General features: G+C 66.0%; 10 protein-coding genes and 1 pseudogene. 5 read left to right on the plus strand and 6 right to left on the minus strand.

Going from position 1 to position 15,508, the window contains the following annotated elements; genetic code table 11:
• Positions 1-27 precede the first annotated feature (27 nt).
• Complete coding sequence (gene couM / locus GOPIP_RS06385) at positions 28-507, plus strand: p-hydroxycinnamoyl-CoA hydratase (protein ID WP_006368761.1); 480 nt, start codon at positions 28-30, stop codon at positions 505-507.
• Between the two features lie 118 nt (positions 508-625).
• Positions 626-1,525: a hypothetical protein gene (locus GOPIP_RS06390; protein WP_006368762.1), complete on the plus strand. Its 900-nt coding sequence runs from the start codon at positions 626-628 to the stop codon at positions 1,523-1,525.
• Between the two features lie 122 nt (positions 1,526-1,647).
• Here the strand turns inward: GOPIP_RS06390 and GOPIP_RS06395 are convergent.
• From GOPIP_RS06395 to GOPIP_RS06405, 3 genes and pseudogenes are all read right to left on the minus strand, one after another.
• Positions 1,648-3,732: pseudogene (locus GOPIP_RS06395) on the minus strand (serine/threonine-protein kinase PknK); the annotation flags it as partial.
• A gap of 54 nt (positions 3,733-3,786) precedes the next feature.
• Positions 3,787-4,221 carry a hypothetical protein gene (locus GOPIP_RS06400; protein ID WP_020173085.1) on the minus strand — a complete coding sequence of 145 codons (435 nt, stop codon included), beginning with the start codon at positions 4,219-4,221 and terminating at the stop codon, positions 3,787-3,789.
• A gap of 16 nt (positions 4,222-4,237) precedes the next feature.
• Positions 4,238-5,068: an SHOCT domain-containing protein gene (locus GOPIP_RS06405; RefSeq protein ID WP_006368767.1), complete on the minus strand. Its 831-nt coding sequence runs from the start codon at positions 5,066-5,068 to the stop codon at positions 4,238-4,240.
• A 141-nt stretch (positions 5,069-5,209) separates the two neighbouring features.
• On the opposite strand from GOPIP_RS06405, the gene GOPIP_RS06410 reads away from it, so the two are divergent.
• Together GOPIP_RS06410 and GOPIP_RS06415 are read left to right on the plus strand one after the other, a co-directional pair.
• Positions 5,210-5,629 (plus strand): nitroreductase family deazaflavin-dependent oxidoreductase, encoded by a 420-nt coding sequence (locus GOPIP_RS06410; RefSeq protein ID WP_006368768.1) that lies wholly within the window; start codon positions 5,210-5,212, stop codon positions 5,627-5,629.
• A gap of 21 nt (positions 5,630-5,650) precedes the next feature.
• Positions 5,651-8,161, plus strand: a complete 2,511-nt coding sequence (locus GOPIP_RS06415) for a type ISP restriction/modification enzyme (protein ID WP_006368770.1) — start codon at positions 5,651-5,653, stop codon at positions 8,159-8,161.
• A gap of 16 nt (positions 8,162-8,177) precedes the next feature.
• Here GOPIP_RS06415 and GOPIP_RS06420 read toward each other — a convergent pair whose 3' ends face one another.
• The 3 genes from GOPIP_RS06420 to GOPIP_RS06430 form a co-directional block, all read right to left on the minus strand.
• Complete coding sequence (locus GOPIP_RS06420; protein WP_006368772.1) at positions 8,178-8,465, minus strand: hypothetical protein; 288 nt, start codon at positions 8,463-8,465, stop codon at positions 8,178-8,180.
• A 243-nt stretch (positions 8,466-8,708) separates the two neighbouring features.
• Complete coding sequence (locus GOPIP_RS06425) at positions 8,709-10,001, minus strand: protein NO VEIN domain-containing protein (RefSeq protein ID WP_006368773.1); 1,293 nt, start codon at positions 9,999-10,001, stop codon at positions 8,709-8,711.
• 34 nt (positions 10,002-10,035) lie between these two features.
• Positions 10,036-11,178, minus strand: coding sequence for a hypothetical protein (locus GOPIP_RS06430; RefSeq protein ID WP_138944082.1), 1,143 nt, complete (start codon positions 11,176-11,178; stop codon positions 10,036-10,038).
• 132 nt (positions 11,179-11,310) lie between these two features.
• Here GOPIP_RS06430 and GOPIP_RS06435 point away from each other — a divergent pair, with 132 nt between their 5' ends.
• Positions 11,311-15,477: a protein kinase domain-containing protein gene (locus tag GOPIP_RS06435; RefSeq protein WP_006368777.1), complete on the plus strand. Its 4,167-nt coding sequence runs from the start codon at positions 11,311-11,313 to the stop codon at positions 15,475-15,477.
• The last annotated feature ends 31 nt before the right edge of the window (positions 15,478-15,508 follow it).

A 15,508-nucleotide genomic window follows, 5' to 3' on the forward strand; every position in this document is an offset into this window, starting at 1 on the left:
AACCCACCCAGAGAAGGACTCGTACCGATGACCACCGCGTCACCCACCACCACACACCTGGCCACCCTCGCCGAGCTCGACGATCTCGTCGGCACCGTCCTCGGCGTCAGTTCGTGGCTCGAGGTCACCCAGGAACGCATCAACACCTTCGCCGACGCCACCGGCGACCACCAGTGGATTCACGTCGACCCCGAGCGCGCTGTTGCCGAGAGCCCGTTCGGCGGGCCGATCGCCCACGGATACCTCACGCTGTCACTGATCATCCCGATGTGGGGTGAGGTGCTCGCCGTCGACAGCGTGACGATGGCGGTCAACTACGGGCTCAACAAGGTTCGGTTCACCAACCCCGTGCCCGCCGGCGGACGCGTGCGTCTCAAGGCGACTCTCGCCAAGGTGGAGCACCTGCCCAAGGGCGGCGTCCAGGTCACCGTCGAGGGCGTCATCGAACTCGAGAACAGTGAGCGTCCCGCCGTCGTCGCCGAGGTCGTGTACCGCTACTTCGAGTGATTTGCCGGTTTTCGCCTACATCGGCCGAACGACTTCGCACCTTTGAATGACGTCGCAGGGCAACCGGTCTGGATATTCTGCCCGGGTGAGAACGAACATCGCCGAGCCACGCCGCCGCATGGCCGTGGCCTGTGTCGCGGCGGCCGCATTCGTCGCGGTCGCCGCGAGCGCGTGCGGCACCTCCACCGCCCCGAGACCCGCCACCCCGGCGACGCCGCAGATGACGGTGGCGGCGGATGCCGCGAAAGTCGATTTCGCGTCCGCTGATTCGGCGACGATCACCCCCGGCGTCCAGACCTACACCGGCGATGCGCAATGCACCACCAACTACGTCTTCGTCGACAAATCCGGCAACGTCTACCTCGGACAGGCCGCACACTGCTCGGGAACGGGTAAGGACACCGAGACCAACGGGTGCCAGAACAACAGCCTGCCGATCGGCACCGCCGTCACCTTCAACAAGGGCGGCAACCCGATCACCGGCGTGGGCACACAGCTCGGTGCCGGCACCCTGGTCTACAACAGTTGGCTCACCATGCATCAGAAGGGCGAAACCGATCAGAACACCTGCAGTTTCAATGATCTCGCACTGATCAAGGTGAAGCCGGACGACGTCGGCAAGGTCAATCCGTCGATACCGTTCTGGGGTGGACCCACCGGCATCGACACCGACGGCACAACCCCCGACGAGAAGATCTACAGCTACGGCAGTTCGAGCCTGAAGTTCGGATTCAAGAAGCTGTCGAAGCAACACGGCGTCAGCAAGGCCGACCAACCCGCCGACAACGGCTGGTCGCACATCGTGGAGATGCGTTTCCCAGGCATCCCCGGAGACAGCGGCAGCGCCTACCTCGACGCACAGGGGCGTGCCCTCGGTGTGCTCTCCACCATCGGTCTGGCGCTACCCCCGCTCAACAACATCGGCGACATCAGCCACGAATTACAGTACGCACGAGCCAATTCCGGGATCGACGGGCTTCAGCTGGTACTCGGGACCGCACCGTTCAAGGGCGAGTAGGGGCGATCACACCTGGACCGTCACCTGGCCGGCAACGGTAGGACACAGAACTTTGACATCCTTCGAACCGACTTTCGTGCGTCCGCCGACACATACGTCGACGACGCACGCAAGGCTTTGTCTCTGTCGGTGTCGCCGGCCGCCAATGCGTGATCGACAGCTTCCGAGAGCATTCCGTGCTCGCCGAACCACGTCGAGGCGATGCGGTGCAACTCCGAGACCTGCTCGGGCTGGTCGCGTTCGAGCCGTCGGCGCAGGAACTCCAGGAACAGCGGATGGAAGCCGAACCAGTCGCCATCGGCATCGATCCTGCGCAAGAACAGGTCTCGCGCCTCGATGTCCTCGAGCAACGCCTGCCCACGGATCTCACCGCTGAGCGCTGTCGCCAGACCCGCGCACACCTTGTCGGGGATCGACGTGGTGATCAGGAAGTGCAGGATCTCCGACGGGAGGGCACCGAGTACGTTCTCGGCGAGGAAGTCGCCTATCGCGCGATGCCGACCGGAGATGTTGGAGATCAGCTCGGCCGGGGTGTCGCTGCCGCGCAACGAGACACAGGCGAGTTGCAGTGCGGCGACCCACCCGTCGGTAGAGTTCCACAGTTCGGTGATGTCACGGCTCTCGAGGTCGAGCCCGGAGACGTCGACGAGAAACGACCGGGCTTCGTCGGCGTCGAAACACAGTTGTGCGATGTCGATCTCGACGAGTTCGTCGAGCACGCGCATGCGGCTGATCGGCAGACGTGTCCGCGACCGGCTGGTGATCAGCAACTGCAGGTGATGGCAGCCGTGCTCGAGCAGGAAGTCCATCGACGCGACGGCCGCCGGATCGGTGACCCGATGCCAGTCGTCGACGATGACCAGCATCCGGTTTCCGCGGTCGTGGATCGCATTGATCAGCGTGGCCAGCGCATGCTGGTCGGAGTGTTCGCGTCGTTCGTCGAGTAGATCGTCGAGTCCGGCGGTGACGTCGGGGTCGGTGCGTCGGATCGCCTCGATCAGATGCGTCACGAACCAGGAGGCGTTGTTGTCGTCGTCGTCGACGGTCAGCCAGGCCACCTCCACACCCTCACGGTGCAGGTATTCGGCCCACTGCGCGGCGACGGTGGTCTTGCCGTAGCCGGCCGGGCCGTGGATGAGGATGAGCCGTCGGCGTTCGCCTGCCCGCAGGATGTCCAGCAGTCGCTCCCGGACCACCTGTGCACGCGGACGCAATGGCGGCCGGAACTTCGTGGCCGGTGTCGGCGGTGCGGTATCGGTGCGCGACCTGCGAGCCGACGCCCCGGTCAGCGGATCCTGGGTGGCCTGCGCGGGGATCGCCATGTCGGCGACTGCCTGCCCGAATTGCGCCTGGATCGCCCGCAGTTCCTCGCCGTAGGCGGCCGCGCTGTCGGGACGGTCCTCGGGTACGCGGGCCATCGCGTGCTCGATCGCGCGGGACAGTTCGTCGGGGACATCGGTGGAACTCAGATCCGGGACGGGCTCACTGGCGATCCGCAGGAATTGCGCCACGACCTGCTCGCCGCTGCGTCGCTCGAACGCGGCGTGCCCGGTCAACGCGCAGAACAAGGTGGCGCCGAGGCCGTAGAGATCCGAGGCCACGGTCGGCGGATCGCCGGTGAGCAACTCGGGTGCGGTGAATGCCGGCGATCCGGTGACCATGTCGGCGCCGGTCTCGAAGCCACCGACGATGCGGGCGATACCGAAGTCGGTGAGCTGCGGTTCGCCGTACTCGGTGAGCAAGATGTTGCCCGGTTTGATGTCGCGGTGCAGCGTGCCCGTCCGGTGCGCGGTCTCCAGCGCGCCGGCCATCTTGATCCCGAGACGCAGCACGTCGGGCCAGTCGAGTGGGCCGTGCTTGCGGATGCGCGCGTCGAGCGAGTCGTGCGGGTGATACGGCATGACGATGTAGGGCATGCCGCCCGGCGTCGACCCCACCTCGAGGATGTTCACGATGTGCGGGTGCCCCGACAACCGGCCCATCGCCCGCTGTTCGCGCAGGAATCGTTCCAGACTCGCTTCGTCGAGGTGGTCGGTGAGGATCTTGATCGCGACGGTGCGCTCGAGGTTGGGTTGTTCGGCGCGATACACCGCGCCGAATCCGCCACGGCCGATCAACAGGGGATCGCTGAATCCGGCCGCAATGAGCTCCGAGGCGGCGTCCGGAACGACGTCTCGCTGCGTGTCCTGCGGATCGAACTCGACCATGGTGCCATCCAGCGTAGTCGGGTGTGACGCAGGACACAGTCCGAATTGGGGCGTCTACCTTCGCGGCGGAACCGGCGGCCGCCCGCACTGCACCCAGTTGCCCACGAGAACCGCGTGACACAGCACCGCGACGAGAAACCAACCCGACGCCACACCCAATCCGGTCTGCGTCGACCAGTAGCCGAGCACCGACAGCGGAACGGCGATCCCACTGACCGCGCCGGCCAGGACGCACCACCCGAATCGACGCCTTGTGGCCGCCGCTGCGGAGAGCACGGTGCCGCCGACGCCGAGCCCGATCGCGATCTGACCGAGCAGTGTCCGGTCGCCGCCGACGTCGCTGGTCACCCAGGCACCGATACTGGAGGCGGCCAGCACGACGATTGCCAGCCAGATCACCCGCACCGACCGGGGCCGCAACGGCACCTCGGCAAGCACCTGCCGCTCGATTTTGCGGAGCGAGGCCGCCAATCCCGGTTCGAGTTCCACCACCAACGCGCTTCCCCTACAGCCGGGCGAGCAGTTCGGCCTTCTTGGTTGCGAACTCCTCGTCGGTCAGGATGCCGCGCTGATGCAGACCGGCCAGCGACTCGATCGCGGCGAAGATGTCCTCGGAGCCGGCCGGAAGGTTCTGGGCCGGAGCATTCTGGGCGGGACCGTTCTGATCTGAAGGAATCTGGGCGGAGGAATACTGGGCCGAACCGTTCTGGGCTGGGGGTTCGGGCGCCGCCACCGGTGTGTCGACGATCTCCTGCCCACCGATTTCCCGCAGGCTCGAGACGTCGAAGGTGCCGTATTGGCTGGAGAAGCTCACCGAACCGGGGTACCCACCCTGTTGCTGCTGTACACCACCGATCTGGTGGTCGCCGGTGTCGAAAACCCTTGTCACACCGTTGACCTGGATGGCCAAACGCCGCGTCGCGGGGAACACCGCATAGCGGGAGTCGTTCTGTCCGCCGCTGGAGCTGGGCACCCCGAGGTCGGCGGGCCACCAGTTGTTGGCGGTACCGAAGCCGGCCCCGAACGAGCCGCCGAACGAATTGCTACTCGGCGCCGGCGGGAACACGATCGTGGTGGCGAGAAGCTGCGAGAGCTCGCTACACAGCGAGTCGACGCGGGCTTTGAGTGCGTTGTCGAACATGTTGCCGACCATCGTCATGCCGCCGCGCATCCACTGTCCCGACCCGCCGAGTTCGGGAATGGAGAACTGGGCCATGGTGCCACCGCCGCTGTTGACCGCGTACAACATCGCGAGCACCGCGTCGCGCGAGAGGCCGTACCGTGCGGCAATGTCGGCGACCGCGCCCTCTGCCTCGGGGGTGAGGGTTGCGTCCATGATGAGGCTCTTTCGTCGAGAGTGGATTCGCGTCCCGCACAGATCGTGCGGGTGAACTCCCCCAGTGTACGAGGGCTGCAGTACAAGGGCCGCACCGTCGCGGCCCTTTCTGGCCGGGTGATCTCCTGGCATGGTGGAACCATGAGTTCCGTCGATGATCTGCATGGTGACCCGCACGTCGAGGAGTACCTGAGGACCGGAGGTGAGCACGGCTATCACTGGAATGGCACCGAGATTCTCATCCTGTTCACCACGGGTAACAAGTCGGGCGAGGAACGCCGACATGCGCTGATCTTCCGTCCGTGGGGTGAGAACGCTTACCTCGTCGTCGCGTCCAAGGGCGGCACCGATGCGCCGCCGGCGTGGTTCCGGAATCTGGAGGCCAACCCGGACGCTGCGGTGCAGATCAAGGACGAGCGCTTCGCCGTGCGCGCCCGGGTCGCCACCGATGAGGAGAAGCCGCAGATGTGGGCGAGGATGGTCGAGGTGTGGCCCGACTACGATGCCTACCAGGCCAAGACCTCTCGCGTCATCCCGGTGGTCGTTCTCGAACGTGTCTGAGCGACAAGACTTCTGACGCCGGTGCAGCGGCCGCAGATGCTCGTCGCGACCCTTGTCGACCTCACGCGCGCCCTGCGGGAGTCGGCGGCTCTGCGCGAGTGCGCAGAGCGCGACGGGGTGCATCCCGACGAGTACGCCCGAACCGTGGTGTTCGGACTGGTTCTTGCGGTCGCCGAGGGCTCCGACCGTCACCTCACCGATGGTCGGTCCGCCGACCCGTTGCTCGCCTCGACGATCACCCCGATCGTGAGAGCGTTACGCGCGATCGATTGGGCCGCGCTCACCGCCGCCGACCCCGACCTCCACGTCTATCTCTACGAGCAGTTCCTACGCGTCGACGCGCCCACGCTCCGACGGTCATCCGGCACCTATTACACGCCGGTCCCGTTGGCGGACACCATGGTCCGGCTCATAGACCGGCTGCTGAGAACCCACTTCGACGCCCCCGCCGGGCTCGGTGACGATGCGGTGCGGATCGTCGACCCCGCAATGGGGACCGGCACGTTCCCTCTTGCGATCCTGCGCCTGATCGGCGCCGCCAAGGCGGGGCGACTTCACGGCGCAGAGCTGCACTCCGGCCCGTTCACCGTCGCCGAGTTCCGCATCCGAGCTCATGCACAGGGCCCGAACCTGTTCCGCGCCAACACTCTCGACGACCCGGACCGCTGGCTCGCCCTCGCCGGCGAGCGAGCCGAGCAACCGTCCGTCCGGGTCGTGATCGGCAATCCGCCCTATCGGGAGCGTGCACGCGGTCTGGGCGGGTGGATCGAGAACGGAACCGATCCGGCCACCGGGCGTCCGCCGCTCGACGCATTCCGGTTGCAGGCCAACGGCAGTACCGAGTTCGCGCTGTCCAACTCCTACATCCACTTCTGGCGCTGGGCGAGCTGGTGGGCGTTCGACACCCCGTGCGTCCAACAACCGTGCACCGAAGAAGCGTGCTCCGATCGACCGAGCCCGGGTCTCATCTGTTTCGTCACCGCCACCGGCTACCTCACCGGCCCCGGCTTCCGCGGGATGCGAGAGTATCTGCGCCGCAGAGCCTCTCACGGATGGATCATCAACCTCAGCCCCGAGGGCAAGAAACCACCCACCCGCAACGCGGTGTTCGCCATCGAGACACCGGTGTGCATCGGGATCTTCGCACGCACACCAGCAACCGATGACGACATCCCGGCCGACATCCACTACCTGGACCTCCACGGCACCAGCGCGGAGAAACTCTCCGACCTCGACACCCTGGCCTTCGACGATCCGCGGTGGAGACCGGTACGCACACAATGGCATTCGCCGTTCACACCGGCCGCCGCGAGCGGGTGGGACAACTTTCCCGAGGTGGCCACACTCATGCCGTGGCTGTCCACCGGCGTCACCCCCAACCGCAATTGGGTGAGCGCGCCGTCGGCGACGACCCTCGACACACGACTGCACACCCTCCTCGACGAGCACGACGCCGACCGCCGTTCGGTGCTGTTCAAGACCACCGACAGTCGCAGCCCGGACAGGCGCGGGGTGCGGCCGTTGCCGGGCGTTCCCCTCGACACCGCGCCGCCACTCGACGCGACCGCCTCAAACGACCACCGCGGACATCCGGTACCGGTGGAACGAATCACGTTCCGTGCCTTCGACCGTCAGTGGCTGATCGCCGACAACCGGCTGCTTGACCGCGCACGTCCGGACCTGTGGGCGGCACGCCGTCCCGGCCAGATCTTCGTCGTGGAGCAACACTCGATCCGCCCCGGTGCCGGACCCGCCCTGTACTTCAGCGCGCTGCTGCCCGACATCAACGCCTTCAACAATCGTGGTGGTCGTACGTTGCCGCGTCTGCATCCCGACGGCACGCCCAATGTGACGCCCGGTCTCGACGACGCACTGCGCACCCTCGTCGGAGCCGATGCCCGCGCCGAGGATCTCGTCTTCTACCTGGCGGCCCTCACCGGGCATCCCGGGTTCGTCGCTCACTTCGACGACGAGTTGGCGACCCCAGGCGTCCGCATCCCGATCACCGGGGACTCCGCGTTGTGGGATACCGCCGTGGAGCTCGGCCGGCGAGTGGTCGGGCTGATGACCTACTCCCCCGACGCAGTCATCGAGCTGGCCGCCCCGGGCGCCCCACCGCCGGAACAGACAGTGCCCGTGGGCACTCTGCGCCCGACGACGTTCTCCCACGACGCGCTCGCCCAGACTCTGCCCGTCGGGTCGGGACGGTGGGAGCACGTGCCGCAGGCGATCCTCGACTACCGCGTCGGCGGCATCGGCGTGGTGTCGTCGTGGCTGAAGTACCGGCTGGCCCGACCGGTCGGCAAGGTGTCCTCACCGCTGGACGAGGTGCAGGATCCCGCGTGGCCCGAACAGTGGTCGGACGAGCTGACCGAGGTGCTGTGCGCCATCGCCGCCCTCATCGCGCTCCACGACGACATGGATCACCTGCTCCGCGAGATCCTTTCCGGCCCCCTCGTCTCGGAGGCCGAGCTCACCGCGGCGGGTATGACGGCGCCGACGTCCGCGCTCGACCGAAAGCCCCGGCACTAGAGGAAATACATCGCGGTTACGACGTGGGGCCGTCGTGCGTCACGCTCGGTGCATTCAGACATCCGGACCGGTAGTAGAAGTTCTGGATGGTTGCGCTGTTGTAGCCCATGTCCGCGATCGCCGTGCTGATCATCCGGGCCGCTGCGCAGTAGCGGTGAAGGTACTGGTTCAAGCTGTAGGTTGCCGCGGCCGCGGACTTGTCGCCGATCACGTACGCGACGGCCTCGTTGTAGGTGAAGCGATTCATCGTCTGATCCCGGTAGGCCTCGGTGGCCACCTCGATATCGGTGCTGGCGTCGGTCACCGAACCGTTGAGCTGCGAGGGCGGGATTGCCTGTGCTGCACCGATTCCACCGAGCGCTGCGCCTCACGCAATGGCGATGCACACGATTCCACGCTTGACGATGGTCACCGTCTGTACTCCTTTGTCAGCAATCCGAACCACAGTCTTGACAACCTTCTCACGAAGGTCCGACAAAACGGTCACTCACAACCGGAGATGAGACCGATCGGAGGACAGCGGATCGGCTCGGCGGTTGTGCCTGACTTAGATTCCCGTGACGGCGTCGACAGGTAGGTGGTAGGCAAATTCCAACGGCTCCAACGCTTCCGGTTCGGGTCGCCACTGACCCCAACGACGTAGCCGTCCACCCGAACATTGGTAGCCGTCTTCGGTGACCTCGACGACGATCTCATCGACGACGATCAGCGACGTCACGTGGTCATCGGCATGCGATACCTCATTGCGGGTGAGGATCACCGCGTCGGCAGTCAGCATCGAGCCCTTCACTTCGACGTGCAAGTCTTCGATGCCGGGTCCGGTCGCGAGTAGGTCGTACGGCTTGCCGATGCGCTCGATCTCGGTGTAGCCCTCGGACTTGAGCAACTCGATGGCCTGGTCTTCGGCGTACACCTCGATCCGGCGCCGGAGCAGAGGGTCGACCGGTCCGCGAGCCCTGCGCACCACGCGAGCATCGGTGTCGTCGGGCGACCTATCTTGCTTGTCTTGAGCTCCGACCGCAGAGGTGAACTGTGTCGCCAACAACGGCACGGCATCAACGAGCGAGGAAGGGAACGCCACGAAGTACGTGACCGCCGCGCCGTGCAAATTCGGATCAGCCGACGATGCGTGGTCGATCTGGAACGGAAACTGCCTGTACTGCGGATCATCTCGTGTGTCGTGGTAGACATCGACGATGTCCAGCGTGCGGTCACGCAGATCGTCGAGTGTCACCGGCTCGGTAAACCAGACCATGTCGCGCAACGTGGTGGTGATTCCGTCATCGAGTACCTCCGGCGCGCCTTCGATGACCGACACTCCTCGAATCGCGTGCATCCAGTAATGCAAGACCAGGTCCCCGGGCTGCACCGTTCCAAGACGGGCGAAGGCTGGTCGCGCTGTGCCGTCCTCCTTGTATCGGTAGGCGTAGAGGTTCTCGCCGAAGCCGTCGGTGTTGCTCTCTCTGCGGATCTCCATCCAGATGCGCGGGCCCTGTGCTGCAGGAGCGGCGTCGAGGTCGATGGAGTCGATCGATGTCTGATCGACCGGCGGAATGGGACCGAGGTTGCCGCGGAAGCCGCCCGCGCGGGCACGATCGTACTTGTCGGCCTGGTCGGGGCGCGCGTCGCGAAGGTCCTCCAGGACAGTCTTCTTCGCGACGTATGCGATCTGCCATCCGTTGCCTTCATCGATGCCGACAACCGGTTGCTTGCGGAATCCCGACGTGTTCGCCCGCACATGATGCTCTAGCAGATCGAGCTGACGGCTGATCGCCTCGGGTGCTGACCCGGGTACACAGAAGTGTTCGTACGTCCGCCACCATCCGTACCGCGTAGTCATCGCGCCTCCTCGTTCCGCGTGGGTTCTCGACCACTCACGCTGTCTCACTCGGCTCGGAGTCGGACAGGTACTCCAGAGTGCTGTCGATCAGGGCGATGACGTCGACAGCGGATGCGAGGCGGAAGTCGACGTCCACGAGTGCTTCGAACCGAAGTGTGCGGTCCCCGTAGAAGCCGGGGCGCGTAGCGCGACGGCTGTTCTCCTTGCCGTTCGCCAGCGGTGCGCCGGAAAACCCGTGGCGCATGACCGCTTCCCAGTCGCCGCGTCGAGGTGGTCGACTCCGGCCTCGTGTGGAGACCATCGTCGCCAGTTCAGGCCGCGCTGAGTGCAGATGCCTGTGGAGAGGCTCAAAGTCCAGTTGGTCTTCCATCGTGCAGGCGAGATCGTAGGCTGCGCGTCGCAGACTTTCATCGACCGACTTCCCTGCCTCCGGATCGAAATCGACGCCGAACCTCAGTTCTCCGGTGAGCCTGTTCTCGCGCCAGCGAACCTCGGCAATGAAGTAGCGACCCTCGTGTTGGCTGCGGATGCGCGTCCATGCCTGGACGAAAGCCAACCCTCCGCTGCCACTGGATACCAGGGCTCGTGCATACGGATGCCGTGTGGCGAGATCCACTTCCATCCGACGAGTGACCACGCGAGCCAAGAACTTGTGAGTCAGCGACGACAGAGGGAGTGCGTCGGGATCGGTTCGCGGAGTGAACACCCCAACGACCAAGTCGTCCCAGCCCTGCAGGACCGAGGTGACTTCGCCGGCGATCACCCGCGCAGTCTCGTCGGCCACGTATTGCCACGAACCGAAGAGCTCCCTCAGGCTCAGAAACTTCCAGCGCTCGGAGCCCAGGTTGCTGAGGCGATCGCGGTCGGAGCTCAACGCGGCAAGATACAGCGTCGGTGCCCCGGGCAGGGCTTCGTACTTGCTCTGCTGTGACTGCCCGAGGATGTGTCCCAGCTTCACCTCAATGACGGCGCGCCCGCCGTCATCCGCCGTCAGCAACAGATCGGCGTTGTTGGCCGTGGGTTCCTCACGCGTGACCTCGGTCGGTTCGAATCCGACGAACTGCTGCCACGGCGAGCGGTCGCGATCGCTGAGGAGCTGAAGCATGTCGGAGAGCGACGGCTCGTAGGCGACGATGCGCTCCATTCCCCTACCGGCGGTCCACGTCGAATCCGTCATGTCAGACATGGTGGCACGGGTGTTCCTAGGCGAACGGCGATTCCTCCGACCGACCGACCCCGCCCGGTATCGGCGCCTGATTGATAGCCTCGGTACCTGCAGCTGTGACGGAACGTAGTAGGTGGGTGACGAGTGGCGGACGACCGGTGGATCGAGGTGTCCACGTCGGCGTTCGCCCACGAAACCGAGGGTCTGCGCCTGCTGCGTGAGATCGTCCCGAGCGCTTCGCCGTACCGTGCGTGGACCAACTTCGAGTTCATGGACAATCACGGCGGCTGGAATGAGATCGACGCCCTGATCCTGGGCCGCCGGCGGTTGCACATGGTCGAGCTCAAGAGCTGGAACGGCGTCCTGAGCGGCAACGAGAAGAACTGGATTCTCACCGGCAGTAATCGGCAGAGCCGCACCCAGCGGTCGGCGCTCCTGACCACTCGTCACAAGGCCCAGAAGCTGGCCTCACGACTCAAGGACGAGGTGCGCAAGGTCGCACAGGAGCATCACCTGAACGTCGACAAGGTGATGCGCCAGTTCCCGTTCATCCAAGAAGAGGTGTACTTCCACGGCGATCGCTTCGCTGTGAATCTCTCCGATCTCGCGAAGTCCAACCTCTTCGGTATCGACGGGCGCGAGAGCCAGACCGGCTTACCCGGGATCGCTGCACGCCTGCTGGAGCCACCGAACGAGGGCCGGGACGTGTACGGCGAGGACATGAGCGTCATCATCGCCCTCGCTCTACGCGAACTCGGTGCGACGCGACGTACCGAGCGTGACGCCGGATCGTGGACGCTGACCGGTGAGACCCTCGACAGCGGCGACGACTGGCAGGACTTCGATGTGGTCCACAAGGTGACCGGCGTGCACGGTCGCGCGCGGATCGTCACCACTCGTCGCGGTGCACCGGCACAGGCTCGCGCAGCGGCCCGGCGCCGCATCCAGCGGGAGTACGAACTGATCCGGTCGTTGCGGCAGGAGTCGATCGTTCCGCCGCTGGATCTGGCCACCGACGACGACGGCAACGCCGTTCTCGTCTACGAGAAGCTCGACGACTTCGCGCCGTTGGATCTGGCGCTGCTCACGCGCACGCTGACCGCCGAGCAGCAGCTCGAGGTCTTGACACAGGTGGCCGAGGCACTGGCCTACGCGCACCGCAACCAGGTCTCCAACCGTGGCCTGTCGCCGAGCACGGTCCTGATCAACACCAGCTGCCTCGATGATTCGGGCGCGATCCAGATTCGGCTCGCGGACTGGTCGTGGGCAGGCCGAATCCATGCGACCACGTCCGCGTCACCCACTCTGGCCGGTTCGCAGATCGCTGGAACCACCAGTGATGACGACGTCTATCAGGCACCTGAGGATCGCTGGTCGCCGACCGCGGACCGGATGGCGGTCGACCTGTTCTCGTTGGGGGCACTGGCCTACTTCGTGCTCAGTGGCGAGCCACCGGCGCGCGATCGCACCGACCTGCGGACCCGCCTGCGCGCACAGAACGGTCTCGACCTCGCAGCCGTGGACGGCCGGTTCGTCGACGAACGATTGCGCTCACTCGTCCTGCACGCCACCCGACCATCGGTCTCCGAACGCGTCGACCTCGACGCCAAGACCCAGCAGCCCCGATTCGGCGCGGCCGAGTTCCGCTCGGCGCTGCAGGAATACAAGAGCGATAGCGGCCCGGATCCCGAGGTGCGCACGGACCCTCTGAACCCCCAACCCGACGACGAACTCGCTGACGGCAGGTTCATCGTGCTCAAGGTCCTCGGAGCGGGTTCCACCGCTCGCGGCATCCTCGTGGCCGACAACGCTGCCGACGGCGAACACCGCGTCCTCAAGGTGGGCCTCGACGACTCCAAGACGGCACGGCTGTACGAGGAAGCCGAGGTGTTGACCGCGCTGGGAGAACTGACTCCCAAAGTCCCCGGCGTGGTGGAATTACTCGAGCCGCCCCTGCACATCGGTGGCCGAACCGCGTTGCTGCTCAGCGACTGCGGCGAACAAACCCTCTCCGACATCGTCCGGCACACCGCAGTCAGTGACGCTCAGCTGAAACTGTGGGGTACCCAACTCCTCGACACCGTGGTCGCCCTCGACGCCGCCGGGATAGCCCACCGTGACATCAAACCGTCGAATCTCGGGCTGGCCAAGCACGCGTCCGCCGGAAAGACCAAGCGCCCCAGGACGTCCCTCGCACTGTTCGACTTCTCGCTGTCGCGGGCCGGCGTGACGGAGACCGAGGCCGGCACACCGACCTACCGCGATCCGTTTCTGGGCATGGGTACAAGAACAGCGTTCGATTCCGCGGCCGAGCGGTATTCGGCCGCGGTGGTGCTGTACGAGATGGCCACCGGCACCACTCCGGTCTACGGCGATGGCCAGTCCGATCCGACGTCGATCACCAATGACGTGACCATCGACGTCGAGTCGTTCATCGACGCCGGACTCAGCCAGACCCGCGCCGACGCGCTGGCCGCGTTCTTCCGGACGGCACTCGCTCGCGAGGCACGTACCCGTCACGACACCGCAGCAGCGATGCGCGATGCGTGGCGAGCGGTGTTCGACGCGCGCAGCCCGGCACCGACCACCGATCCCACGCCCGTAAAGCCTCAGGGCGCGAAGGCATATCCGGCACCCGTGATCGTCATCGATGCGCCGGACGACGTCTCCATGCAGCCGGCGTTCACCTCGCTGCCGGAGTTCGTGAGCGCCCTCACCGAGCTCGCCGGCCGACGCCCGTCGGTGATGCGGCGCCAGGTACTCGAGATGCTGCTCGGGACTCACGAGGACGCACCCGACGATCCGTTCGTCACCTTCAACGAACTCGCGCTCCGGGTCCACCTCACTCCGGCCCGGATCTCGCAGATCTTCAGCGAGTTCCCGGCACTGCTGTCGACCGACGATCCGGTCCGCGCATTCGTCACCGGGCGCGTCAAGGCCACCGTCGACGACCTCTACCAGCGAGCGCAGACGTTGCTGACCGCATCCGGCGGCGCCTCCACGCCAGAGCTCATCGCCCGAGAACTGGTGGGACAGATGCAGATCGGTGATCTGCACGACGTCGGGCGCACCGCGTTGGGCGTACTCCGGTTCGTCCTCGCCTGCGCGCCCAAGCCGACTGTCGAGGACACCACCGCCGCCGACGCCCAGCCGACCGGCATCGAGATGGTCCGTCGCCAGGGTGCGGGAACGGTGGCGATGCTGGCGACCGCCGCAATCGATCGCCGGTTGCCGGCGATGCTTGCGCGCCGGGCCGAGCGCCTTGTCGCCGAAGCACAGGAGCAGGGCACCACGCTGGTGCCGTCCACCGATGCGGCACCCGAGCTCAAAGACGAGGTGGCGGCAGCGCTGGGCATTGCGCAGCAGAGCGAGGTGGAGATTCCCCCGCATGTTCTGCTGGCGATTGCGGTCACCTCGTCACCGGAGCTGGGACTCTCCTCGCGGAATGAGCTGCATTCGGCGTCACTGCCGGTGGAGTCAGCGTTGCGCGCAGTGCTGCAAGGACTCTCCGACACCGACACTTTCGGCCGAGCTGAACTCGAGACTCGTCTCCTCGCCCGGTTCCCGGCGCTGCGGGGTGCGTTGCCGCGGCGCCCGGCACTTGACGCAGTGGTGGCCACGGTTGCTCCCGGAATGGTGTGGGACGAGCCCAGTGCCCGTTACCGATTCCCGAGAACGGACGAGCCGAAGGGTTCGACCATCCCGACCTATCGGACCCGCACACCCCACCCCAACAAAGTGGTCGGCCCACGCTCGGACGTTCTCAGTGCACTGGGTGCTGGTGAGCGGGGGGGCGGTGAGCGCCGGTTCCGCGCGCTGGGGGTTCCCATAGGCCACAGCGACGCGGTCGCCGAAGCATTGAGCGAGCGTTTTGCGGCCACGCGTATCAACGTCACCGACGTCATCCTCGACGCGATGCGCGCCCGCGCCGCCGAGGTCGGGCTGGACTGGTCGATGATCCTCGCCGCCGACGCCGGCGCGACTGCCGATCGCGAGGGCTTGAAAGGGTTTGTCGCCCAATGTGCTCCCGCGATCATCGACGTGGTGGCCGCAGCCAACGGCCCCGTGGTTCTCACCGATCTGTCAACCCTGGCGGCCTACGGTCAGCTCAACATCGTCAGCGCCTGGACCGATCTGGCTGCACCTCCGCCGCACTCGGTGTGGGCGATGATCCCGCAGCCGCACACGACCGGCGGTGCCGGGCCACTTGTCGACGGCGTGGCGCTTCCACTCAATAGCCCCGAACAGTTCATTCCGCTCACCGACGACGACGTCGGAGCGCTGATCGCACCCGCCGACGCCGCCCCGTAACCAGCACCCGCACAGCAACAGTCACCACCAA

Origin of the sequence: Gordonia polyisoprenivorans NBRC 16320 = JCM 10675, assembly GCF_000241325.1 — a bacterium.
In the GTDB taxonomy this organism is placed as follows: Bacteria; Actinomycetota; Actinomycetes; order Mycobacteriales; family Mycobacteriaceae; genus Gordonia; species Gordonia polyisoprenivorans.